General features: G+C 36.7%; 21 protein-coding genes and 3 tRNA genes. 13 read left to right on the top strand and 11 right to left on the bottom strand.

The window, feature by feature from the left end; translation table 11 throughout:
- Window positions 1-50: 50 nt before the first annotated feature.
- The 3 genes from cydC to trxB are packed head-to-tail and all read right to left on the bottom strand — an operon-like array spanning window position 51 to window position 4,363.
- Complete coding sequence (gene cydC / locus GYX25_RS05530; RefSeq protein WP_174786902.1) at window positions 51-1,685, bottom strand: heme ABC transporter ATP-binding protein/permease CydC; 1,635 nt, start codon at window positions 1,683-1,685, stop codon at window positions 51-53.
- The gene (gene cydD / locus GYX25_RS05525) at window positions 1,679-3,394 is read right to left on the bottom strand and encodes a heme ABC transporter permease/ATP-binding protein CydD (protein ID WP_174786901.1); all 1,716 of its coding nucleotides are present in this window, start codon (window positions 3,392-3,394) and stop codon (window positions 1,679-1,681) included. The genes cydC and cydD overlap by 7 nt, the downstream gene beginning before the upstream one ends.
- Before the next feature lie 15 nt (window positions 3,395-3,409).
- The gene (trxB, locus tag GYX25_RS05520) at window positions 3,410-4,363 is read right to left on the bottom strand and encodes a thioredoxin-disulfide reductase (protein WP_091346121.1); all 954 of its coding nucleotides are present in this window, start codon (window positions 4,361-4,363) and stop codon (window positions 3,410-3,412) included.
- Between the two features lie 342 nt (window positions 4,364-4,705).
- Between trxB and GYX25_RS05515 the strand changes: the two genes are divergently transcribed.
- Window positions 4,706-4,891: a hypothetical protein gene (locus GYX25_RS05515; RefSeq protein WP_065585956.1), complete on the top strand. Its 186-nt coding sequence runs from the start codon at window positions 4,706-4,708 to the stop codon at window positions 4,889-4,891.
- Between the two features lie 78 nt (window positions 4,892-4,969).
- On the opposite strand, the gene GYX25_RS05510 is transcribed toward GYX25_RS05515, so the two are convergent.
- Together GYX25_RS05510 and GYX25_RS05505 are read right to left on the bottom strand one after the other, a co-directional pair.
- Window positions 4,970-5,632, bottom strand: a complete 663-nt coding sequence (locus tag GYX25_RS05510) for an NAD(P)H-dependent oxidoreductase (RefSeq protein ID WP_174786900.1) — start codon at window positions 5,630-5,632, stop codon at window positions 4,970-4,972.
- A gap of 8 nt (window positions 5,633-5,640) precedes the next feature.
- Window positions 5,641-6,891, bottom strand: a complete 1,251-nt coding sequence (locus GYX25_RS05505) for an AmpG family muropeptide MFS transporter (RefSeq protein ID WP_174786899.1) — start codon at window positions 6,889-6,891, stop codon at window positions 5,641-5,643.
- 222 nt (window positions 6,892-7,113) lie between these two features.
- Between GYX25_RS05505 and GYX25_RS05500 the strand changes: the two genes are divergently transcribed.
- Both GYX25_RS05500 and mltB read left to right on the top strand, forming a co-directional pair.
- Entirely contained in the window at window positions 7,114-8,103 is a 990-nt protein-coding gene (locus GYX25_RS05500) for a 2-hydroxyacid dehydrogenase (protein WP_174787041.1), read from the top strand.
- A gap of 58 nt (window positions 8,104-8,161) precedes the next feature.
- Window positions 8,162-9,235: a lytic murein transglycosylase B gene (gene mltB / locus GYX25_RS05495; protein WP_174786898.1), complete on the top strand. Its 1,074-nt coding sequence runs from the start codon at window positions 8,162-8,164 to the stop codon at window positions 9,233-9,235.
- Window positions 9,236-9,334: 99 nt separating this feature from the next.
- Here the strand turns inward: mltB and GYX25_RS05490 are convergent, their stop codons facing one another.
- On the bottom strand, window positions 9,335-10,141 hold the full coding sequence (locus tag GYX25_RS05490; RefSeq protein ID WP_238785983.1) for a sulfite exporter TauE/SafE family protein: 807 nt from the start codon (window positions 10,139-10,141) through the stop codon (window positions 9,335-9,337).
- Window positions 10,142-10,364: 223 nt separating this feature from the next.
- Here GYX25_RS05490 and GYX25_RS05485 point away from each other — a divergent pair, with 223 nt between their 5' ends.
- On the top strand, window positions 10,365-10,982 hold the full coding sequence (locus GYX25_RS05485; protein WP_091346112.1) for a LysE/ArgO family amino acid transporter: 618 nt from the start codon (window positions 10,365-10,367) through the stop codon (window positions 10,980-10,982).
- 162 nt (window positions 10,983-11,144) lie between these two features.
- Here the strand turns inward: GYX25_RS05485 and GYX25_RS05480 are convergent, their stop codons facing one another.
- The 4 genes from GYX25_RS05480 to GYX25_RS05465 all read right to left on the bottom strand — a co-directional run bounded on the left by GYX25_RS05480 (window position 11,145) and on the right by GYX25_RS05465 (window position 12,360).
- A complete protein-coding gene (locus GYX25_RS05480; protein WP_091346111.1) occupies window positions 11,145-11,750 on the bottom strand; it encodes a tetratricopeptide repeat protein in 606 nt (201 codons plus the stop codon).
- A 338-nt stretch (window positions 11,751-12,088) separates the two neighbouring features.
- A tRNA-Lys gene (locus GYX25_RS05475) sits at window positions 12,089-12,164 on the bottom strand.
- A gap of 9 nt (window positions 12,165-12,173) precedes the next feature.
- Window positions 12,174-12,249 (bottom strand) — tRNA-Val (locus GYX25_RS05470).
- A 35-nt stretch (window positions 12,250-12,284) separates the two neighbouring features.
- Window positions 12,285-12,360: transfer RNA gene (locus GYX25_RS05465), tRNA-Val, on the bottom strand.
- A 203-nt stretch (window positions 12,361-12,563) separates the two neighbouring features.
- Between GYX25_RS05465 and GYX25_RS05460 the strand changes: the two genes are divergently transcribed.
- The 6 genes from GYX25_RS05460 to tusA all read left to right on the top strand — a co-directional run bounded on the left by GYX25_RS05460 (window position 12,564) and on the right by tusA (window position 16,847).
- Window positions 12,564-13,514, top strand: coding sequence for a PilN domain-containing protein (locus GYX25_RS05460; protein ID WP_091346109.1), 951 nt, complete (start codon window positions 12,564-12,566; stop codon window positions 13,512-13,514).
- The gene (locus GYX25_RS05455) at window positions 13,504-13,977 is read left to right on the top strand and encodes a hypothetical protein (protein WP_174786897.1); all 474 of its coding nucleotides are present in this window, start codon (window positions 13,504-13,506) and stop codon (window positions 13,975-13,977) included. The genes GYX25_RS05460 and GYX25_RS05455 overlap by 11 nt, the downstream gene beginning before the upstream one ends.
- On the top strand, window positions 13,974-14,345 hold the full coding sequence (locus GYX25_RS05450; RefSeq protein WP_091346105.1) for a hypothetical protein: 372 nt from the start codon (window positions 13,974-13,976) through the stop codon (window positions 14,343-14,345). Before GYX25_RS05455 ends, GYX25_RS05450 begins: the two co-directional genes overlap by 4 nt.
- On the top strand, window positions 14,338-15,666 hold the full coding sequence (locus GYX25_RS05445) for a secretin N-terminal domain-containing protein (protein ID WP_202983823.1): 1,329 nt from the start codon (window positions 14,338-14,340) through the stop codon (window positions 15,664-15,666). The genes GYX25_RS05450 and GYX25_RS05445 overlap by 8 nt, the downstream gene beginning before the upstream one ends.
- 120 nt (window positions 15,667-15,786) lie before the next feature.
- On the top strand, window positions 15,787-16,593 hold the full coding sequence (locus GYX25_RS05440) for a Cof-type HAD-IIB family hydrolase (protein WP_091346102.1): 807 nt from the start codon (window positions 15,787-15,789) through the stop codon (window positions 16,591-16,593).
- A gap of 17 nt (window positions 16,594-16,610) precedes the next feature.
- The gene (gene tusA / locus GYX25_RS05435; RefSeq protein ID WP_091346100.1) at window positions 16,611-16,847 is read left to right on the top strand and encodes a sulfurtransferase TusA; all 237 of its coding nucleotides are present in this window, start codon (window positions 16,611-16,613) and stop codon (window positions 16,845-16,847) included.
- Between the two features lie 46 nt (window positions 16,848-16,893).
- Here the strand turns inward: tusA and GYX25_RS05430 are convergent, their stop codons facing one another.
- A complete protein-coding gene (locus tag GYX25_RS05430; RefSeq protein ID WP_160401799.1) occupies window positions 16,894-17,298 on the bottom strand; it encodes a protein YgfX in 405 nt (134 codons plus the stop codon).
- A 257-nt stretch (window positions 17,299-17,555) separates the two neighbouring features.
- On the opposite strand from GYX25_RS05430, the gene GYX25_RS05425 reads away from it, so the two are divergent.
- The 3 genes from GYX25_RS05425 to GYX25_RS05415 are packed head-to-tail and all read left to right on the top strand — an operon-like array spanning window position 17,556 to window position 20,912.
- Entirely contained in the window at window positions 17,556-20,078 is a 2,523-nt protein-coding gene (locus tag GYX25_RS05425; RefSeq protein WP_174787039.1) for a PBP1A family penicillin-binding protein, read from the top strand.
- 13 nt (window positions 20,079-20,091) lie between these two features.
- Window positions 20,092-20,655, top strand: coding sequence for a 16S rRNA (guanine(966)-N(2))-methyltransferase RsmD (rsmD, locus tag GYX25_RS05420; protein ID WP_174786896.1), 564 nt, complete (start codon window positions 20,092-20,094; stop codon window positions 20,653-20,655).
- Window positions 20,655-20,912, top strand: coding sequence for a DUF1145 domain-containing protein (locus GYX25_RS05415; protein ID WP_174786895.1), 258 nt, complete (start codon window positions 20,655-20,657; stop codon window positions 20,910-20,912). Before rsmD ends, GYX25_RS05415 begins: the two co-directional genes overlap by 1 nt.
- Window positions 20,913-20,968: the final 56 nt, after the last annotated feature.

Below are 20,968 nucleotides of genomic sequence, written 5' to 3'. Positions count from 1 at the left end.
GTGTATTAATAAACCAATTTTTACAAAAAGTAATACCCACTGTTAGGGTATTACTTTAGTGAAACGACTCGATCAAACAACGGGTTATCTGTCAAACGATGCGTAACCATCAACAGAGTTTTACCTCTACAAGTTTGTTTAATTAATTGAATAATTTGTTGTTCGGTTTGCTGGTCAAGGCTTTCTGTTGGTTCGTCCATTAAAATTAATGGTGAATTGTGGAGCAATGCCCTTGCTATGCCAATACGGCGGATTTCGCCTCCTGATAGTGAGCGCCCGCCTTGTCCAAGCGGTAACTCTAGCCCGTGCTCAGTACTGAGTAGTTTGTCGAGCTCGACTTGATGTAATACTGCTGTGAGTTGCTCGTCGGTTGCTTGTTCATTACCAATTAATAAATTTTGCCGTAGACTATCACTAAAAATAGTAATCACTTGCGGGACAACGGCGATCGCTTGGCGAAGTGTAGGTTCGTCAAGTTGATTGATTGGGATGTCGTTAATAAAAATCTCTCCTGAATTGGGGTCCCAACAGCGGTTGATCAAACTTAATAAAGTCGATTTACCGCAACCTGTTTTGCCAATTAGGCCAATGTGTTCGCCAGCTTTGACCGTTAGAGAAAAATCGGTTAATACTGCAAAAGGTTGATTTGGATAGCTAAAATTGATGTTATTTAACTGTAAGTTAGCCGATTTTAAGTCAATAATTTGTCCTTGTGCTTTAAATTGTACATCAGGCTTTTGATTAAAAATAGCGGTAGTGCGAGTAGCCGATGTAAGTACTTGCCCTAAAAAGATAAATGCACCGGGTATAGGCATGAGTATTTCGGCACTGGCAAGGCTAACAAAGACAAATAACGCGACTAAAGGCGATAGCGTGTATTGTGTGATTAGCCATAGCACTAATAATGTTAAAAAACCTGCAATTAGCAAGACAAGTGCACTTGATAGTGCCATTAATGTCGATTGGCGTTGTTGATTGTAAAGCCAATTTGATTCAAGTTCATCCAGTTTTGCGCGATAGCGTGATTGTGCATTAAATAGGGTGAGTTCGGCTTGTCCTTGTAGGTAGTTGATTAATTGTAATCGATATTCGTTTTGTTGTTGTGCTAGTGTTGTTCCTAGTTGTTTGCCAGCTTGATAAAAGATGACCGGTACTACAAGTAAGGTAGAAGTTAGAATAATGCTGATGATTAATGCAATCGGTAAGTTGATACTTGCTAACCCAATAAATAACACGCCAATAGTTACAAGTGCAGTGACAATAGGCGAAAACAGCTTTAGATATAAGTGATCAAGCGCATCAATATCGACAATAAAGCGATTAAGCAAGTCGGCTTTTTGGTATTGGGCCAGTTGGTTGGTGCTAAGTGGTAGTATTTTTTTAAACGCTAGGGTTCTTAAATAAGCAAGTAGTTTAAAGGTGGTATTGTGATCAACCAAGCGCTCCATGTAACGCGCAGCGGTTCGTGTTATTGCTGCTGCGCGCACGCCTGCTGCAGGTAACATATAGTTAAATGTATATAATCCTGCTGCACCAGCCACAGCAGTAGACGCTAAAAACCACCCTGATAATGATAGTAAAAATACACTGGCAAATAGGGTTAAGATGGATAGCGATAATCCCAGCATAATCTGCCAAAAATAGTGTTTATAGAGTGCAATATATGGGCGTAATGTGGTTAGCATGAACTCTCCTTGTTATGGCAGTATAGTTCCCCTTTTGATAGTTGCCATATTTGGTCAAAATGTTGCATATCGTCATTTTGATGGGTGATGGTGATGCTATTGGTTGCAATATTTTGTTGATCTAAGTTTTGTATGGTTTGTTTGTCTAAACTTGCTGTTGGTTCATCAAGGATGAGTAATTGGCAAGGTTTTAACATGGCACGAGCTAATGCGATTCGCTGGGCTTGTCCTACTGATAATCTGACGGCATCTTCACCAACAGGGGTATCTAAACCCGCGGGTAATTTGGCGATAACTTCGGTCAATTGTGCTTGACGTATGACGGTTTGAAGTTCTTGCTGTGTGGCATTTTGTTTACCAAGTAAAATGTTGTCGCGCACTGAGCCATTAATTAAGTACGGGTTTTGTCCGATCCAGCTAATTTGTTGTTGCCATGTTTTGATATCTATCTGGTTGAATTCGATACCGTTAATTCTGAGCGAGCCTTGATAAGGTAAAAAACCCAGTAATACTTGCATTAACGAGCTTTTTCCCTCGCCACTTGTACCAATAAGTGCCAATTTAAAAGGGGCATGTAATGAAAATGACAACGGCCCGACAATAGGTTTTCCTTCGTTTGATATGACAATTAAGTTGTTGGCTTCAATTGTTTGTATCGCTTGATTAAATGGGGTATTGGCTGGTGTTATGTTGGTGTGTTGTTGTGGTGATTTTTGGGTTAAGAATGTTTCGATATTATCGGCTGCGGCAATGGCTTCAGCTTTGGCGTGGTAATAAGTGCCCAGATCGCGTAAGGGTTGAAAATACTCAGGAGCTAAGATAAGCGCAAAAAAACCAGCAAATAAGGTGACTGTGCCATTGTATGCGCCAAAGTTAAATTCGCCTAAATACGAAAATCCAAAATAAACCGCCACAATAGCGATCGAAATAGAAGTAAAAAACTCCAATACCGCTGAAGACAAAAACGCGACTTTTAGAACTTGCATGGTTTTAATTCGAAAATCCTCAGACGCGCGGGCGATTTCGTTGGTCTGTTTTTCGCCTTGATTGAATAGTCGAATGGTATTAAGCCCCTTTAAACGATCCAAAAAGTGGCCGCTTAAATAGGATAGGGCTTTAAAATGACGGCGGTTAATATCCGCAGCGCCCATCCCGACTAAGATCATAAAGATAGGAATGAGTGGCGCAGTGCAAAGCAAAATGGCGGCAGCTACCCAGTTAAAAGGGAAAATCGCAATACAAATTAATATTGGCGCCATACTTGCTAGTCGCATTTGTGGCAAGTAGCGGGCAAAAAAGTCATGTAATTTGTCGACTTGTTCAATCAACAAGGTGCTCCATGCACCAGTGGTGCTTTGATTTAAATAGGATGGACCATGTAATTCAAGTTGGTTAATTAATTGGCACCGAATTTGCTGCCGAACTTTTTTGCCTATGGCAAAGTTGATCTTTTCGCGTAGATAGATTAAACCTGCTCGACCGAATAGTACTGCAATTAATGCACCAAAAAAGGGCAAAATATCCACAAAATGTTGTTGTTCAACAATGATCCTTTGCAAAATTATTGCAAGCAATCCCGCTTGGATAATGATTAATATCGTTAAAATAAAGCCAGTTAAAATTGAAGCTCGCAAATTAGCCTTATGCCTTTTTGCATACTGTTTTAACCAGCCAAGTAGATAGGTCTGGCGTTTTTTATCTAGTGACATAAAGATTTTTACTACTTATTTTAAGTTATCCAAATAGTGTTCAGCATCTAAAGCCGCCATACAGCCCGTACCGGCTGACGTGATTGCTTGACGATAGACATGATCCATTACATCACCAGCAGCAAAAATCCCTTCGACACTGGTTTGAGTGGCGTTGCCTTGCGTGCCTGATTGTACTTTGATATAACCACCATTTAGTTCAAGTTGACCTTCAAAGATAGTGGTATTTGGTTTGTGACCAATTGCGATAAATACGCCTAAAACAGATAATTGTTCGGTCATATTTGGATCTTGTGTACTGCGGATCCTAACGCCAGTCACGCCCATATTATCGCCTAATACTTCGTCGATAACGCGATGCGTATGTAAGATAACTTTGCCTTCCTTAATTTTTTGATCTAAGCGATCCATTAATATTTTTTCAGCTCTAAAGCTATCTCGACGGTGAATTAAATGGACTTCGCTAGCTATATTGGCTAAATACAGCGTTTCTTCAACCGCGGTATTGCCACCACCCACTACGGCAACTTTTTGGTTGCGATAGAAAAAACCATCACAGGTTGCACAAGCAGATACGCCTTTGCTTTTGAATGCTTCTTCTGACGGTAAACCTAGGTATTGTGCTGATGCACCAGTTGCAATAATAAGGGCATCACAACTATATTCAGTCTCACTACCAAAAAGTTTATAAGGCTTAGAACTAAAATCAACGCGATCGATCTGATCTAAAATAATTTCAGTATTAAATCTTTCAGCATGTTCTTTCATTTTGACCATTAATTCTGGTCCCGTTAAATCGGGTGCACCAGCTGGCCAGTTTTCAAGATCCGTTGTTGTTGTCAGTTGTCCACCTTGTTGCATTCCAGTAATTAACACAGGCGAAAGGTTAGCGCGTGCAGCATAAACCGCAGCAGTATAACCTGCTGGACCAGAACCGAGTATCAATAAACGTGCATGTTTGGTTTTCATTTTAAATCCTTATTTATTTTCAACTTTGCCTATTTTAGACAAAACTGGTGCAATTTATGGCAGTAAGTCTAACATTATCAATCTTTATAGTGCAAAAAAATTGGTTATTGTAGCAATAGGTAATGACAATAGGCTTTTTTAACGTTAAATAATCCGGTTATCTTTTCCTTTTCAGTTATTTTAAAATTAATTGTGATTTTTAAAACGATATTGTTTTTTGTTTTTGCTTCATTGCGTTTAAAATACGTCCCTTTGTTATTCTGAAATTTCTTTTTCTATTATTTGATAATGTATTTTTGCTTATCAATTTATTTGACATCCTAACAAAACGGGGGAGATGCTATGAATAATCCTTCAAAAGAAAGTGTAGAAGCAGTACTTACAAAAATTAATTGGGCACAAGAGATTTTAAATTCGGTACAACAAAATGTCAGCGATCCTCAGATTGGTAATATTTTATCTGGAATTGCTTTTATTATGGACTCAGCTTCAGCTGATGCCGAAGCACTCTATCAATCAATTGAATAATAGTTTTGTCTGTTTTTTTATTTATATCTACCTCCATTCGTCGTGTGACGATTGAAGGTAGCAAGTGGTTAAATCTGTTTAGTGATTATCAGTGAGATATGTCGTTACATCAGCAAGTGGCCAACGAATATGCGTTGCTGGTTCATTGATTCGATAACCAAAAGCTAAACAAAGTCCTACCCCAAATGATTCTTCACCAATTTGTGGAATATGTTTTTCTAGTATTTTTATCACTTTATCGTGATCGAATCCACCAATAGCACATGAATCAATACCGCGAAATGCTGCAGCAGTCATCATATTGGCACAAGCAATGTAATCTTGCATTTCTGACCAGTGATTGATAGTTAAGCCATCTGCAAGCCCTTGTTCGCAAAAATTAATAAATGCTTGGCAGGCAATATCAATAGACGTTTGATTATTTGGATCGGGCAAAGTACGCGCAATTGCTCGTCGTAAATAATCGCTCTGTGATGTAAAATTATTCGCTTTTCGATAAAGCACAATCACAAAATGTGAACAACTGGTGACTTGTTCTTGATTGTAGCAAACACTACGTAATTCTGCTTTTATTTTGCTGCTATCAACAACCACAAAATGCCATGGCTCCATGCCAAATGATGAAGGAGATTGTCGTCCCGCTTCTAATATATATTCAATATCATCATTATTAATCTTTTTTGTGTCATCAAATTTTTTACATGCATGTCTAAAGTTGAATGCTTGGGTTAGCTTGTCCATATTTTCTCCTAAGATTGGCTATTCCACGGGGCAACTTTTAATAATAATAACATACCAGGAATGGCAAGAATAAAACATAAACTAAAAAAGTTTGTCCATCCTAAATGTGAAGTTAAAACACCGGACATTGAATTTATTAGTGTTCTTGGTATAGCTGAAAAACTAGTTAATAGCGCAAATTGTGTTGCGGTAAATAATGGGCTAGTTTTTTTCGCTATAAAAGTGACTAATGCTGCTGCGCCCATTCCAACACCAATAGATTCAAAGCTAATTACAGTCGCCAATATGATAAGTTGAGTGTAATTAATCGTTAAAAAAGGTCCTTCATAAGATAAAAAAGCAAAACCTAAAATAGAAAACATTTGCACAAAACCTGATATCCATAATGAACGGTTGATGCCATATTTTGAAATAATAAAACCACCCAAAAGAGCTCCAAATAAACTTGGCCAGACCATCGCATTTTTAGCTACAGTTCCTATATGTTTCATTTCAAAATTCATATCTAAATAAAAAGGTGTTGCCAAAGATGTAGCAAGGCTATCACCAAGCTTATAAAATGAAATAAAAGCAATAATAAATAAAGTATTACGAAATGATTGTCGATGAACAAATTCATTTATTGATTGTTGGAAAATAGATTTATCTGGATGAATTACACTGATATGTGACGGCTCTTTTAAGCTTATTGTAATGAGTAGCATTGGCACAATAAATGCGGCAGTGAATGCGAATACTTCCATCCATGATAGATAATCAGCAAGAAAAAGCGATAATCCTCCAGGAATGAATCCTGATATTCGATAAATATTAATGTGTATACTATTTCCGCTGCCAAGTTCGTTATCGCTCAAAATTTCTCTTCTATAAGCATCAATTGCGATATCTTGAGTTGCAGAAATAAAAGCAGTTAATAAGCTTAAAATAACAACTATTTCGATGTTATTTTTGGGAGTTAAAAAACCATACATAGGCATGATAATTAAGAGCCCGATCTGAGTTAAAAACAACCAACCTTTACGACATCCTAGTGAGAAAGGTGATAACTTATCTAATAATGGTGACCAGAGAAATTTACATAAGTAAGGAATTTGAGTTAATGCGAATGCGCCAATTGTTTTTATGTCTACACCGTCAATTTTTAGCCAAGCGGGAATTAATTGGACGATAAAGAAAAAAGGAAGTCCAGAGCAAAAACCTGTATAGATGCACAACAACATTTTTCTATTAAAAAAAGCATGAGCTAATACTTTATTCATTATTTAACTTTATTGGTTAGTTTTTTTACAAAGTGCTATCATAGCACACAACATTAAAAAATAATGCTACAAGCCAAGATAAACCATTACCTAAAGTCATTTTTTCAAGATACCAAAAGTGATACTGAATCTATATATTTTAGTATAAAGATTAATGCCAACAACTAGTTAAAAAAATTAACTATTTACCATGAAAAGGGGTCAAGTAATATGAAAAGTTCGATTAAAGTTGCTGTTTTTAGCAGTAAACATTATGACAAAGAACATTTAGACATCGCGAATAAAAAATTTGGTTTTGATATCGAATATTATGAGCATAAATTAAGTCATAAAACAGTTGTTACTGCCCAAGGTTATAATGCGGTTTGTGCATTTGTTAATGATGAAGTAGATAAGAAAGTGCTACAAAAATTAGCAGGCTATGGCATTAAAATTTTAGCACTTCGCTGTGCAGGGTTTGATAATGTTGATTTAGCCGAAGCCGAAAAATTGGGCATTACCGTTGTTCGTGTCCCAGCTTATTCACCTGAATCTGTTGCAGAACATGCGGTGGCTTTGATGATGACCCTAAATAGAAGAACTCATAAAGCCTATCAACGCACCCGTGATGCTAACTTTTCGTTAGATGGTTTGACAGGATTTAATATGCACAATCGTACTGCTGGCGTAATTGGTACAGGAAAAATTGGTCAAGCAGTCATCCGTATTTTAAAAGGTTTTGGTATGCATATTCTTGCTTATGATCCTTATCCTAATGATATTGCGGTTGAATTAGGCGCGCAATATGTTGAGTTAGATGAACTATATGCAAAATCCGACGTGATTACGCTACATTGCCCAATGACACCTGAGAATTATCATTTATTGAATAAAGAGTCTTTCAAAAAAATGAAAGATGGTGTGATGATTATCAACACTAGCCGGGGGGCATTACTCGACGCAACAGCGGCTATTGATTCATTAAAACAATCAAAAATAGGCGCTTTGGGGATGGATGTTTACGAAAATGAACGAGATCTCTTTTTTGAAGACAAATCGAATGATGTTATTTTAGATGATGTGTTCCGTCGTTTATCTTCTTGCCATAATGTTATTTTTACTGGCCATCAAGCTTTTTTAACGCAGGAAGCATTATTGAATATTTCGGATACGACTTTAAATAACATTAAACAAATATCTGAAGGTAAACCATGTCCGAATATTGTTAAATAATAATAAATATCTTATGATGTTGTTGATTCTTTAATTACTTAAGATACGGTTTTTTTGTATGCAGCGTATTGCCATTTTTATTAGCATAATTTTATTGCTTACAGCTTGTAGTAGTGAGAGATCTTCAACATCTCCAATGAAAGAACATCGTGGACATACCAATGTCAAAGGTGGTGTTTATCTTGAAAAAGATCACAATCCATCTGAAACCATTAGCTCGCCATTAGCTATCGATAAAGAAAAGTTTATCGATAGAATGGCCAGTAAACATGGTTTTAATCGGCAACAGTTGCGCAATGTGCTTGCACAAACCAATAAACTGGATTGGGTCATTAATTTAATGGATAAACAAGCACCAAAAATCGGCTCATCGACGGTGCCGAATGGTGCTTGGCTTCGATATAAAAATAAATTTATTACGCCGAGTAATCTTCCTCGAGGCGTTGATTTTTGGAACCAATACCAAAAAGAATTGCAACGTGCTTATAATGAATACGGCGTGCCTCCCGAAATTATTGTTGGTATTATTGGTGTTGAAACGGGTTGGGGTAGAGTAATGGGTAAAACAAAAATTATTGATGCCCTGTCAACACTGGCTTTTAACTATCCAAGACGTGCGCAATATTTTTCTGAAGAATTAGAAGATTTTTTAGTTATGTGTCGTGATGAAGGCGTTGATCCCTTTGATTTAAATGGATCGTTTGCTGGCGCAATGGGATATGGTCAATTTATGCCGTCTGCATTTAGACGTTATGCTGTTGATTTTAACCATGATGGTCATATTGATTTATGGGATCCAGTTGATGCTATTGGTAGTGTGGCAAACTACTTTAAGTCGCACGGCTGGCAACGAGGCAAAAAAGTAGCGGTTATGGCTAATGGTCAAGCGCCATCACTTGATACAGGCTTTAGCACAAAATACTCAATTGAAACACTAGCAAAAGCTGGATTAAAACCAAAAAGCTCTTTAGATGGACAGACACAGGTCAGTTTGTTGCGCCTTGATATGGGCGACAGTTACCAATTTTGGTATGGATTACCAAACTTTTATACTATTACCCGTTACAACCATAGCACGCATTATGCCATGGCAGTTTGGCAATTAGGGCTTGCGGTTAAAGATGCAAGATAGTTGTTTGTATTAATCTGTTAGTACTGCCTATTGGTTTTATGTTCTAGCCGGTTTTAGATAAGGTCGCAGTTGCGACCTTTTTTGTGTCTATTTATCATATTAAGAAATGATTAGCTTTATAGCCAGAAATAATAAAAAGATACCAAAAAATCTGATTAGCTTTTTAATTGATAATTTTTGCGCAATTTGCACTCCCACTTTAGCCATTGGTATGCTCGCTAGCATAATGACGAATGCGGCAGGTAGATAAATAAAGCCTAAGCAATACTGTGGTAATTGTGGATTATTCCAACCAGCGATTATATAGCCAATGGTTCCACCAATTGCAACTGGCACGGTAAAAGCTGCCGATGTGCCAATGGCTTTACGCATATCAATGCCACATCTTTGCAAAAATGGTACTACTAATACACCACCACCCACACCAACAAGGGCGGCAAAAATACCAATTAACGTGCCGGCAAAGATAAAAATTTGATTGTTAAAGGGAACCGTTTGACTGACTAGATTTTTGTTTTTTTTATCTATCTGTAAAATAAATTTAAAACTTACATAGATAAGAAAGATAATAAATACCCATTTTAACCAACTGCCCGGGATATAGGGAGTCATATATGAACCGCCTAACGTGCCAATCATACAGCCTAAAACCATTTTTTTTAGAATTGGCCACTGAATATTGTGGTTTTTGTTGTGAATATAGCTAGATGACAAACTAGTACCAATGATGGTGGCTAATGATGTTGCAATGGCAATATGGTTAATCCAAGGATCACCAAGGTTAAAGTAATTTAAGGTAAAAATTAAAGACGGTACAATTAATGCTCCACCGCCAACACCAAACATACCGGCTAATAATCCAGCAGCGGCACCTATTGAAAGGAAAATAATAAATTCAAAAATCATATAAGAAAAAGCAGTTTGATTGTTATTTAAACGATTATACTGAGTAAGCGTCTGATAAGCTATCTGTGACAATAATTATATTCACTATTTATGTCCAAAAAATTTTAGAAATATACGCATTTTATTATAACAGCTTAAATGATAAAGAGATGACCACCCAACTAATATCGCCTATACTATTTTGAAATCAGATAAATATGATTAGTTTTTTAGGTGTCTTAATATGTTAGAAGATGTAATGCAAGGCGCATTAATTTCGGCAAGTTTAATTATTGCCATTGGTGCTCAAAATTTATTTGTACTTAAGCAAGGATTATTAAAAAATCATATCTTTTTTGTAGCGGCAATCTGTTTTATTTGTGACTTCGTCTTGATGTCAGTAGGTATTTTGGGGGTGGGTTCGTTTATTAGTACTAATCTATTAATAACTCGCATTCTTGCCATTTTAGGGGCGGTTTTTTTGATCTGGTATGGATTTTCAGCTTTTAAAAGTGCCATTCAAGGTAATAGTTACATGCAAATTGAATCTCAAGATCCGCAAAATAACCGTTTACTCAAAGTAGTACTGGCAACCTTGGCTGTTACCTTGCTTAATCCTCATGTTTATCTAGATACCGTTGTTATTGTGGGGGGGATTGCAGGCACATTAACAAGTGAACAAAAATTGGCATTTTTGATTGGCGCGGTTTGTGTTTCGTTTATTTGGTTTTTTGGAATAGGTTATGGTGCAAGACTATTAACGCCACTGTTTAAACAGAAAAAGATGTGGATCATATTAGACTTTTTGGTAGGTTGCGTGATGTTTTATATTGCTTATCGATTAGTTTTGTTTGTTTTTTAGTTTAATTAAATAGAGCCAATTGATTTTAGTTGTGGATGATTCGTATATAAGACGTTATCAAGCTGTTATTTGCTATTTGGTATTTAATTTCTCCAAACTATGAGAACAATATATACATTTGGTTATGATTTCAGATCTTTGATGCGTTGGATTATTTTATTCTTAATAACAACCACAATCATTATTACTAGCTTGTTTTTTCTTAGCTTGTTGTTTGGCTACAATAGCATTGACTTTTTTGGTTACAATAACTAAATTCTCTTTGGCGTCAGAATAGTTCTGTTCAGCTGCTTTAGTAAACCATTGTTTAGCTTTAAAGTAGTTCTGTTTTACCCCTGTGCCTTTGTAATAGATCGTTGCTAAGGTATATTGAGCAACCGCATCACCTTTTTTCGCTGCTTTAGTATCCCATTCAATTCCTTTTGAATAGCTTTGCTTTGTCCCTTGTCCATTATAGTACAATAAAGCTAAGCTATGTTGAGCAGCAACATTGCCTTGATTGGCTGCTTTTTCAAACCACTGCTTTGCTTGTGTATAATCGGGTTTAGCTTCTTGTTGTTCAAATCCATTTTCGACGGCTTTAAAATGACGTCTTTTAGTATATGAGCCGTCAGCATACATAAGACCTAAATGATATTGTGCTTCAGCATCATTTTGTTTGGTTGCTTTTTGATACTCCTCATTAAAATCAAATAAAGGTTGTTGCTCAGCATAAGTAGCAGTGCTAAAACACAAAACTAGTAATAATTTAGCAAGAAACTTTAGCATAAAGATTCCTTTAAAAAATAAATAACTTACTTATTTTATCGTATTTATTTTTTTAGTATAGTTCGATTATTTAAATTTGTTCCGGACAAATTTGTCGAACGCTGGCGTTCTCATCGCTTTTTTGTTTTTAATTAGATTGATTTGATTTACTTAGGGATTATATATTTAAATGGTGGGTCGTGAGCGATTATTCGGCACATCGTGTGCCTCACCCCTTCGGGGCCAACACTACGTGTTGTTCAAATTTGTTCCAGACAAATTTGTCGAACGCTGGCGTTCTCATCGCTTTTTTGTTTTAATTAGATTAATTTGATTTACTTAGAATTTGTGTAATTAAATGGTGGGTCGTGAGCGATTCGAACGCTCGACCAACGGATTAAAAGTCCGCTGCTCTACCGACTGAGCTAACGACCCATCTAGAGATGGTGGGTGATACCGGGTTCGAACCAGTGACCCCCTCCTTGTAAGGGAGGTGCTCTCCCAACTGAGCTAATCACCCCAAGTGTTTTATTACTAAAACGTCACGGTAAAGATTGGTGGGTGATACCGGGTTCGAACCAGTGACCCCCTCCTTGTAAGGGAGGTGCTCTCCCAACTGAGCTAATCACCCTTACCGTGTGGGTGTGCATTATAAGGCACGGCTTATTCCAGTCAACCTTTTTTTTTAAATTTCTCTAAAATCCACTTCGTTCGGTTTAATTTTAAACATTTTTTGGGTGATAGTTCGCAAAAATCACTTTTGTTTATTTTTATTTAGTCAACTAGCATTATGATTAAGTGATTCGGTTATCAAAAATAAAAAGCTAATCAATCATGGTTTTTAATAAAAAACGCGTTATTATTTATGTTGAACCTACCATTTTACGCTATAAGGCAGTAGGCATAACTAAGCAAAACACTGCATTGACCATTAATGATGACCTAATTGCATTTAATTATCAAAATGCCGCAGATATTGAATTTTTTATTGGTGAGTTACAAAAAAAATTTACTAGGCGCACACAATACGAACTTAATTTAGATATCAATTTAATTCAAACGCAACAACTCACCTTACCCGATGTAAAGCTAAAATTAAGTGAATTGATTTTATATGTTGAAGCTAATATTTATAAATTATTTCAATTGCCTGCTAAAAAGGTACTTTTTGACTTTGTTTATCCAACTAAACAAAACAAACATGTTACTGTGATGATCGTTGAACGTGATTATATTGAAAGTTGGATTAACCTTTTTAAAAAGCATGAACTGCTATTAACATTTGCTGGTTATCAATTCGATAATGCTAAAATTAATTTTTTACCATGGCGTCAAGAAAAGCAAACAAAGCACCTGCAACAATTAACCTACGTGGTTGCGGGTTTAATTGGTATAATCAGTTGTTTGCTCTGTTATCTTTGGATTCAAGCCCGAAATGAGCTACGACATTACGACCAAAAATTGTTAGAACAGCAAGAGGTAGTGCAAAAGCTCACTGCTGAATTATCTCATTATTTACCTAACCCATCATTAAGCCACAAACAGATTCAAAATGTTTTATTGTTACTTTCGGCACAGTTACCTTCTGTCATTTGGCTAGACTCTTTTTATTATGAACAACAAAAAATCAGGATCGACGGACAAAGCTTTAGTTATGTTGAATTGACTAAATTTAATCAAAATCTGTTAACGCTAAAAAATATCAGTAACAGCCAAATAAATAGCGTCTCGTCTAATAAAACGAGCTTAGTTTTTGAAATGGAAATTTATTTAGATGAACAGTGATTTTTTTTATCGCCCAATTTGGCAACAATATTTGGTGTCTGTTTTATGCTGTTTAGCGGTTTCTGTGATGATTTATCTATTTTTTATTCACGACATTGAGCAACAAGCAAAATTAAAAAGCAACACATATCAGCAAAAAATCACTGAAACGGAGTTACTACAAGCAAAAGTGAAGCGTTATCAGACAAGTAAAAATAGTTTATATAGTTTAATATCAGAACAAGATCTTGCACAAATGATTGAACAACATCACCTCGTGTTGAGTTCCTTTAAGCGCTATCAAACAGCCCAAACCGTTAATTGGGATATTGAGTTAAATGGTCAATTCTTTGATTTTATGAATTTGCTTGCGTCATTGATGGATGATTTCTATTTTCTTGATTTTCAAAATTTAAAAATCAGCAAACAAGATCAACAGTTACAGATCATGTTTACGTTATTGTTCAAAAAGGATAACGAATGATACGTTATATATATCAATACATCGGTTTATGCTTTTTTATCTGTTTTGACCTTAAGGCTAATATGCCTTTAGAACGAGATCCGTTTCAACCTTATTATTCTGTTTCATGCAGTGAACAAACCGAACAATTGCTTGAGCAGATCCAAATTTGGCATTTTAGGGGGGTAATGAAACAGATTGATCAACCTTATCAGCAAATTTGGTTATCATCTAATAATCAGTGGCTAGCGATAACCGATGACACAGTGCCAAACATTTTGTTTCCTTGGCATATGCAATCTTTACTTAACGACAAAATTATTTGGCAAGCAGATTTACCTAATTATTGCCATCAGACTGTATCATGGACAATGCCTCTCAATGAATAACAACAACACCAAAAAACAACGGCTAAACCACTATATTAGTCGAGTTACTCAAGCCAAAATCAATTTGGCAAACGTAATTATTTCTATTTTTTTTATTATTGGTATAAATGCTAGTCATGCCAATATTGATCAATCAGTAAATGCCGAACAGAAAAACAATATCTCAATGACATTTTACCAAACGGATATTGCCATTATCCTACAGGCATTAGCCGACAGTCAGCAGATGAATTTAGTCATGTCAGAAGATGTAGCAATCAAGCAGACCATTAAACTTAATAATGTTGATTGGCATAAAGCGTTAAAGATTGTATTAGACTCAGCAAATTTACAAGCTGAAATTGATGATAATATTCTGTTCGTATCCAAAGCGCCAGATCCAGATATTTTAATGCAAAAACAACAATTAGCGCAAAAAGAACAAGAACTCAACCAACCGCTTAATTCGTTATCAATAGCCATTAACCATGCTGATCCAACTACTTTAATCGAAACAATTCAACAGCAAGGGCTATTATCAGAAAGGGGAAAGGTCACACACGATAAACGGACTAATTCGCTCATCGTCACCGATCTAACCAAACAATTTAACCAGATCGAAAAATTAATCAAAACACTGGATAAACCCATGCCTCAAGTCCATATATCAGCGCATATTGTCACCATGAGTGATGAAAGTATGTCAGCGCTCGGTATTAAATGGGGGTACACCGGCAAGTCATCACAATTATTCGATAAGTTCGAGGTTGGCCTTGGTGTGGCACATCCTACTACCTCGGTGGGGTTTAATTTAGCAAAACTATCGGGCAGTTTACTTAATTTAGAACTATCAGCACTTGAATCTGAAAATCAACTTGAAATTATCGCTAGTCCTAATTTACTTACCGCTAATCAAAACATGGCTTCAATAAAACAAGGTACCGAAATTCCTTACGAGGTATCTAGTGGTAGCAATGGGGCGACATCAATTGAATTTAAGCCCGCGGTATTGGGGCTAGAAGTGACGCCCAAAATAGTGTCTGATGATCGCATGATTTTAGATTTATATATTACACAAAATACGGCAGGGCGCTCAATAAAACGTAGCGATGGTGGTGAAGCGTTAGCGATTGATACCCAAGAAATCAAAACACAAGTGCAAATAAAAAATGGCGAAACTGTCGTTTTAGGGGGAATCTTTCAACAAGTTAATACTAACAATAACCGCAAAGTTCCTGGTGCTGGTGATATGCCTGTTATTGGCAATTTATTTAAACACAACAGCAAAAAACAACAAAAACGCGAGTTAGTTATTTTTATTACGCCACAATTGGTTGAGTAAATGTTAACGGAGTTGTATCATACTTTAACTTGTTTTAGCCTTTGCTTTGATATGTAATTATTGTTCAAAGTATATTATTTTTAGCCATTATTATTACAATTTATTATAAAAGTAGAGAATATTATGCATGTTGTTGCTTCTGATTTAGATGGGACTTTATTAACTCCTGAACATAGCTTATCACCTTATACCAAACAAGTTCTTCAAGCATTACGCAAAAAAGACATTCATTTTGTTTTTGCAACAGGAAGACACCATATTGATGTTGCCCAAATGCGCGAAAATATGGAAATTGATGCTTTTATGATAACTTCAAATGGGGCAAGAGTGCATGATAGCCAAGGTAATTTAGTCTTTAGCCAAAGTATTACCCCATCACTTGCTAGTGAAATTGCCCAAATGAGCATGGATGACCCACTAATTTATACACATGTATATCGTGGTGATGATTGGTTAATTAATAAAGAAGATACATTTTCATTAGAATTTTTTCGAGATACACAGTTCACTTATCAATTATTTAATCCACTTGATTTTTCAACCGATGATATTGCTAAAATTTATTTTACGACGACCGATGATGCACTTTACCCACACCTTGTTCAGTTAAAAAATCGGTTAGAGGCAAAATTTGGCAATAAAATTAGTGTTGCTTTTTCAACATTAAACTGCCTTGAAGTCATGGCCGAAAACGTCTCTAAAGGTAGTGCATTAAAAAAAGTGGTTGAAAAATTGGGTTACAGTTTAAAAGACAGCATTGCTTTTGGTGACGGCATGAATGACTACGAAATGTTAAAAGCCGCCGGTAAAGGATGTATAATGGAAAACGGTAGCTCTGAATTAAAGGCATTATTGCCAGAATTAGAGGTCATCGGCTCAAATGCACAAGACGCTGTGCCTCATTATCTAAGTAAACTATTTTTATAATTATCAAATAGACTAAAATGAATATAACTATCGACAAAGAACTCAATACGCTTGGATTGCGTTGTCCTGAACCGATCATGTTAATAAGAAAATCCATTCGAGAACTTGCCATAGGGCAAGTTCTTCATGTTATTGCTGATGACTTTGCCACAACTCGCGATGTCCCTAGCTTTTGCCGCCATATGGATCACGAATTACTCTCATCGCAGATAGAATCTGAACCATATCAATACTGGATTAAAAAATCACATTAGTGAAACGGCTCTTTCAGGTAAATTTTTAATAAAATATGGAGTTGTGTCAATTTAATTCAATTTGTTTTAGATAATAACGTAATGTTCGCCAGTCATGAGGCTGAAAGTTATCAATCATTAACCAAAGCGTACCATGTTTACCATCGTGTCGAGATTTTAAATTTAAAATAACAACATAACGGAATATCAATGGTTTATGCATCAAATACCAGCGCTGTTTGTGCCAATATAGTTGATTGATATAGTGAAATAACGCAAATTCGCCTTTAATTGTTTGCAAATAGTATAGACAGCGCCACCATTCTATTATCAATAATGGAATGATAATAAAGGTATAACAATTTAAAGTCGTATCAGCAAACAAAACGCAACAAAGTATTATTAGCACTGAATAAAAAAGCGTTGCAATGCATAATTGTTGCTTTGATATGCTAAGTTGTGTGCTCCACATAATGCTTGCTCTATTAAGTTAAAATAGAATTATTTCATGATCCAGATAAAAATTGCTTAAAATAAAACAAAAGATGGGAGATAATGCCCACAATTTTGTATGATTTAATCAATGAGAGATCAAACATTCGCATTTTTTAAAATGCCAAAATGAAGATCCTTATCTAAAGATTGATGAATATTGGCGCAGAAAATTCTGATGCCACTATTTTGCCTAAAAAATGAATATAGGAAAGATTTGTGATATTTGTTAGAGTTTTGAAATTTATTCTAAAATTATTCATCGGTTTATTTCTTTGTGCTTTAGTTATTGGCATTGCCGGTTATGCTTATTATTCAAAGGAACTTCCCGACGTTGCAACATTAAAAGATATTCGCTTACAAACACCAATGCAAGTGCTAAGCAAAGACGGTGAATTAATTGCTATTTTTGGTGAACGACGCAGAACACCATTAAAATATAACGAAATTCCTCCAACGGTGGTTAACGCAGTTATTGCAACAGAAGATGCCCGTTTTTACGAACATTTTGGTATTGACCCGATTGGTATTGTTCGAGCGATGTATATTGGTTTGAAGCATAAAGGATTTTCTCAAGGCGGTAGTACCATTACTCAACAAGTCGCGAAAAACTTCTTCCTAACGCCTGAAAAGAGCATCGCACGTAAAGCCAAAGAAATCATCCTTGCTATCCGCATGGAAAAAGAGCTATCAAAAGAAGAAATCATGGCTTTATACCTTAACATGATCAACTTTGGCTCAAGAGCATATGGCGTTGCAGCAGCATCTTACACCTTTTTTGGCAAAACACCTGAGCAATTAACCATTGACGAAGCAGCTTTATTAGCGGGCTTACCTAATGCACCATCGGCATATAATCCAGTTGCACACCCAGATCGTGCACTAACTAGACGTAATTGGGTTTTAGGACGCATGTTAGATCAATCCTATATCACCCAAGCTCAATACAACGAAGCCATTAAAAAACCTCTTGGCACAAGCTATCATTCGCCACAAATCGAATTTTCAGCGCCTTATGTTGCCGAAATGGCGCGACAATTTATGTATGATAAATTTGGCGAAAATGCTTACACCGACGGCTACAAAGTCTACACGACTATCTCAAAAACTGACCAAATAGCGGCGACAGAAGCGGTTCAAAAAAATATTATCGATTATGACATCAGACATGGTTACCGTGGTCCTGAAAAAGTCCTATGGCAACCGAATGAAACGGCATGGGATCCTGAAAAGATCCAACAAACACTTAACAAATATATATGCTATAGCGGCATGTGCCCAGCGGTGATCATGGCCGTATCAGATCAAGAAGCCACCGCTGTATTAACCGATAAAAGTAATATTACTATTAGCTACCAAGATATGAAATGGGCACGTCCATTTATTAGTGACTCACGACAAGGCGCATTCCCGAAAAAAGTGTCGGATACTCTCAAAGTAGGGCAGCTTATTTGGGTTAAAAAATCGGACGACAACTGGGGACTCGCACAAATTCCAGCGGTTAATGCTGCACTTGTATCACTTGATTCCGACAATGGTGCAATCAAAGCCATTGTTGGGGGTTACGATTTTAACTTAAGCAAATTTAATCGCGCTACACAAGCCTTAAGGCAATTAGGCTCGAACATAAAGCCATTTATTTATACCGCCACTTTAGAGCAAGGTTTGACAATGGCGACACTACTCAATGACGCACCTATTGTCCGCTCAACGGGTAGTGAAACATGGCGCCCCAAAAATTCACCGCCAACTTATGCGGGGCCATTACGGTTAAGAATCGGCCTTGGAATGTCTAAAAATGTAATGATGGTCAGGGCATTGCGCGCTATAGGGATCGATTATGCAGCAGAGTATTTAGAGCGTTTTGGCTTCCCTAAAGAAAACATCTCGCATAACGAGTCATTAGCGTTAGGTTCGGCATCGTTTACACCACTACAAGTTGCAAGAGCTTATTCTGTTATCACTAATGGCGGTTACCTAATTACGCCATATTTGATTGAAAAGATAGAATACAACAATGGTGCAGGCACCATATATCAACATCAACCTGTGATTGCTTGTCACGACTGTAATGACGATATCGGCACAGCGGGTACTAAATCTGTGGCATTAGACAGTGTCGAAAATGAATTGAACGAATCAGATAGCGAAGAGCCAGAACAAGCTAACCTTAAAGCTGACGACAATTTAGTATTACCTGACATCAATCCAGACGAAAAAAATACAGATGTTACACCAAAATATGCTCCACACACAGTCAATAGTGGTATTGCGTATATCATGAAAGATGGACTTCGATCTATTGTATTTGGTGGCTCAGATTGGCAAGGAACTGCATGGCGCGTAAAAGCATTAGGTCGAAAAGACGTAGGTGGTAAAACAGGTACCACCAACGCGTCTAAAGACGTCTGGTTTTCTGGATTTGGTGGTAATATTGTTACCACTGTTTGGATGGGGTTTGATGACCACCGACGTGATTTAGGCCGAACATTCCGAGCCGAAGCCGGTGCCGTAACGGCAAACCCAGTATGGGTCGATTATATGAAAGTCGCCCTAAAAGATGTTCCCGTAAAAGAAGATGTCAAACCTGAAAATGTTATTTCGGTCACGATTGATCAAAAAACAGGATTATTACCAAACTCAGGTTCAAAAACCATGTCAGAATATTTTATAAAGGGCACTGAGCCAACGGGTTATGCAACACAAGAAGTAGGCACCAAAGTCATCGACTCTGAAGGCAATACATCAGAACTATTCTGATAAAGGATTTAACATGAATGGTTCAATCAGAATTATTGGCGGAAAGTGGCGTGGACGAAAGTTATCGGTGCTTGACAAACAAGGACTACGTCCAACCACAGACCGCATCAAAGAAACCTTATATAACTGGTTAATGCCAGTTATCCAAGGCAGTCATTGCTTGGATTGTTTTTCTGGTAGCGGATCTCTCGGCTTTGAAGCCGCATCAAGGGGCGCCACAAGCGTCACCTTACTGGAAAAAGACAAACAAGTTGCTCACTTACTCAACAAAAACAAACAGTTAATTGCGAGCGATGCTATCGACATTTATCACACCGACACCCTCGCGTGGCTTAACAAACCTGCATCCAAACAGTTTGATATTGTATTTATCGATCCGCCGTTTCACCAATCCTTAGTCGCAAAAACGGTCAGCCTACTTGAACACAACAACTGGCTCAAACCGTCGGCTTATATCTATATTGAAGCAGAAATCGAGCACGACCTAACAACCTATATTCCAAATAACTGGCACTTACATCGCGAAAAAACCGCCGGCCAAGTTCACAGCTACCTTTTTATACGGGAAGATAATTAATGTTCATCTTTATTGGCAAAACCTTATATTCGTTAATGTGGTTATTTTTATTATTTAACCTAATTTGCCCTTATCCAAAACCAGCCAATATTGTTGCCAATATAGGCTTAATTGCCTTTGTGGTTACCCACGGCTTACAAGCATGGTTCCTAAGCTCAACCATGACCAAGCAAGAAAAGCAACAAGACAAATTCAAAGTAGTACGTCTGTTCTTATTTGGCGTTTTTGAATCACTTAGTTGGAAAGATAAAAAATAATGGCAAAAAGTGGTTGCTAGATACAAATTTTTTTGTATAATGCTCACCACTTCTTT

The organism is Gilliamella sp. ESL0254, from assembly GCF_013344985.1.
Classification (GTDB): domain Bacteria; phylum Pseudomonadota; class Gammaproteobacteria; order Enterobacterales; family Orbaceae; genus Gilliamella; species Gilliamella bombicola.
Note: the sequence above shows the minus strand (reverse complement) of the source record. Positions and strands in the feature narration are given on the sequence as shown.

Coding starts and splice junctions, on each gene's coding strand:
- mltB (WP_174786898.1), top strand. CDS start 8,162: ATGCAGCGTATTGCCATTTTTATTAGCATAATTTTATTGCTTACAGCT.
- tusA (WP_091346100.1), top strand. CDS start 16,611: ATGAATATAACTATCGACAAAGAACTCAATACGCTTGGATTGCGTTGT.
- GYX25_RS05460 (WP_091346109.1), top strand. CDS start 12,564: ATGGTTTTTAATAAAAAACGCGTTATTATTTATGTTGAACCTACCATT.
- trxB (WP_091346121.1), bottom strand. CDS start 4,363: ATGAAAACCAAACATGCACGTTTATTGATACTCGGTTCTGGTCCAGCA.
- GYX25_RS05510 (WP_174786900.1), bottom strand. CDS start 5,632: ATGGACAAGCTAACCCAAGCATTCAACTTTAGACATGCATGTAAAAAA.
- cydC (WP_174786902.1), bottom strand. CDS start 1,685: ATGCTAACCACATTACGCCCATATATTGCACTCTATAAACACTATTTT.
- GYX25_RS05455 (WP_174786897.1), top strand. CDS start 13,504: ATGAACAGTGATTTTTTTTATCGCCCAATTTGGCAACAATATTTGGTG.
- GYX25_RS05445 (WP_202983823.1), top strand. CDS start 14,338: ATGAATAACAACAACACCAAAAAACAACGGCTAAACCACTATATTAGT.
- GYX25_RS05450 (WP_091346105.1), top strand. CDS start 13,974: ATGATACGTTATATATATCAATACATCGGTTTATGCTTTTTTATCTGT.
- GYX25_RS05415 (WP_174786895.1), top strand. CDS start 20,655: ATGTTCATCTTTATTGGCAAAACCTTATATTCGTTAATGTGGTTATTT.
- cydD (WP_174786901.1), bottom strand. CDS start 3,394: ATGTCACTAGATAAAAAACGCCAGACCTATCTACTTGGCTGGTTAAAA.
- GYX25_RS05505 (WP_174786899.1), bottom strand. CDS start 6,891: ATGAATAAAGTATTAGCTCATGCTTTTTTTAATAGAAAAATGTTGTTG.
- GYX25_RS05515 (WP_065585956.1), top strand. CDS start 4,706: ATGAATAATCCTTCAAAAGAAAGTGTAGAAGCAGTACTTACAAAAATT.
- GYX25_RS05430 (WP_160401799.1), bottom strand. CDS start 17,298: ATGTGGAGCACACAACTTAGCATATCAAAGCAACAATTATGCATTGCA.
- GYX25_RS05480 (WP_091346111.1), bottom strand. CDS start 11,750: ATGCTAAAGTTTCTTGCTAAATTATTACTAGTTTTGTGTTTTAGCACT.
- GYX25_RS05485 (WP_091346112.1), top strand. CDS start 10,365: ATGTTAGAAGATGTAATGCAAGGCGCATTAATTTCGGCAAGTTTAATT.
- rsmD (WP_174786896.1), top strand. CDS start 20,092: ATGAATGGTTCAATCAGAATTATTGGCGGAAAGTGGCGTGGACGAAAG.
- GYX25_RS05490 (WP_238785983.1), bottom strand. CDS start 10,141: ATGATTTTTGAATTTATTATTTTCCTTTCAATAGGTGCCGCTGCTGGA.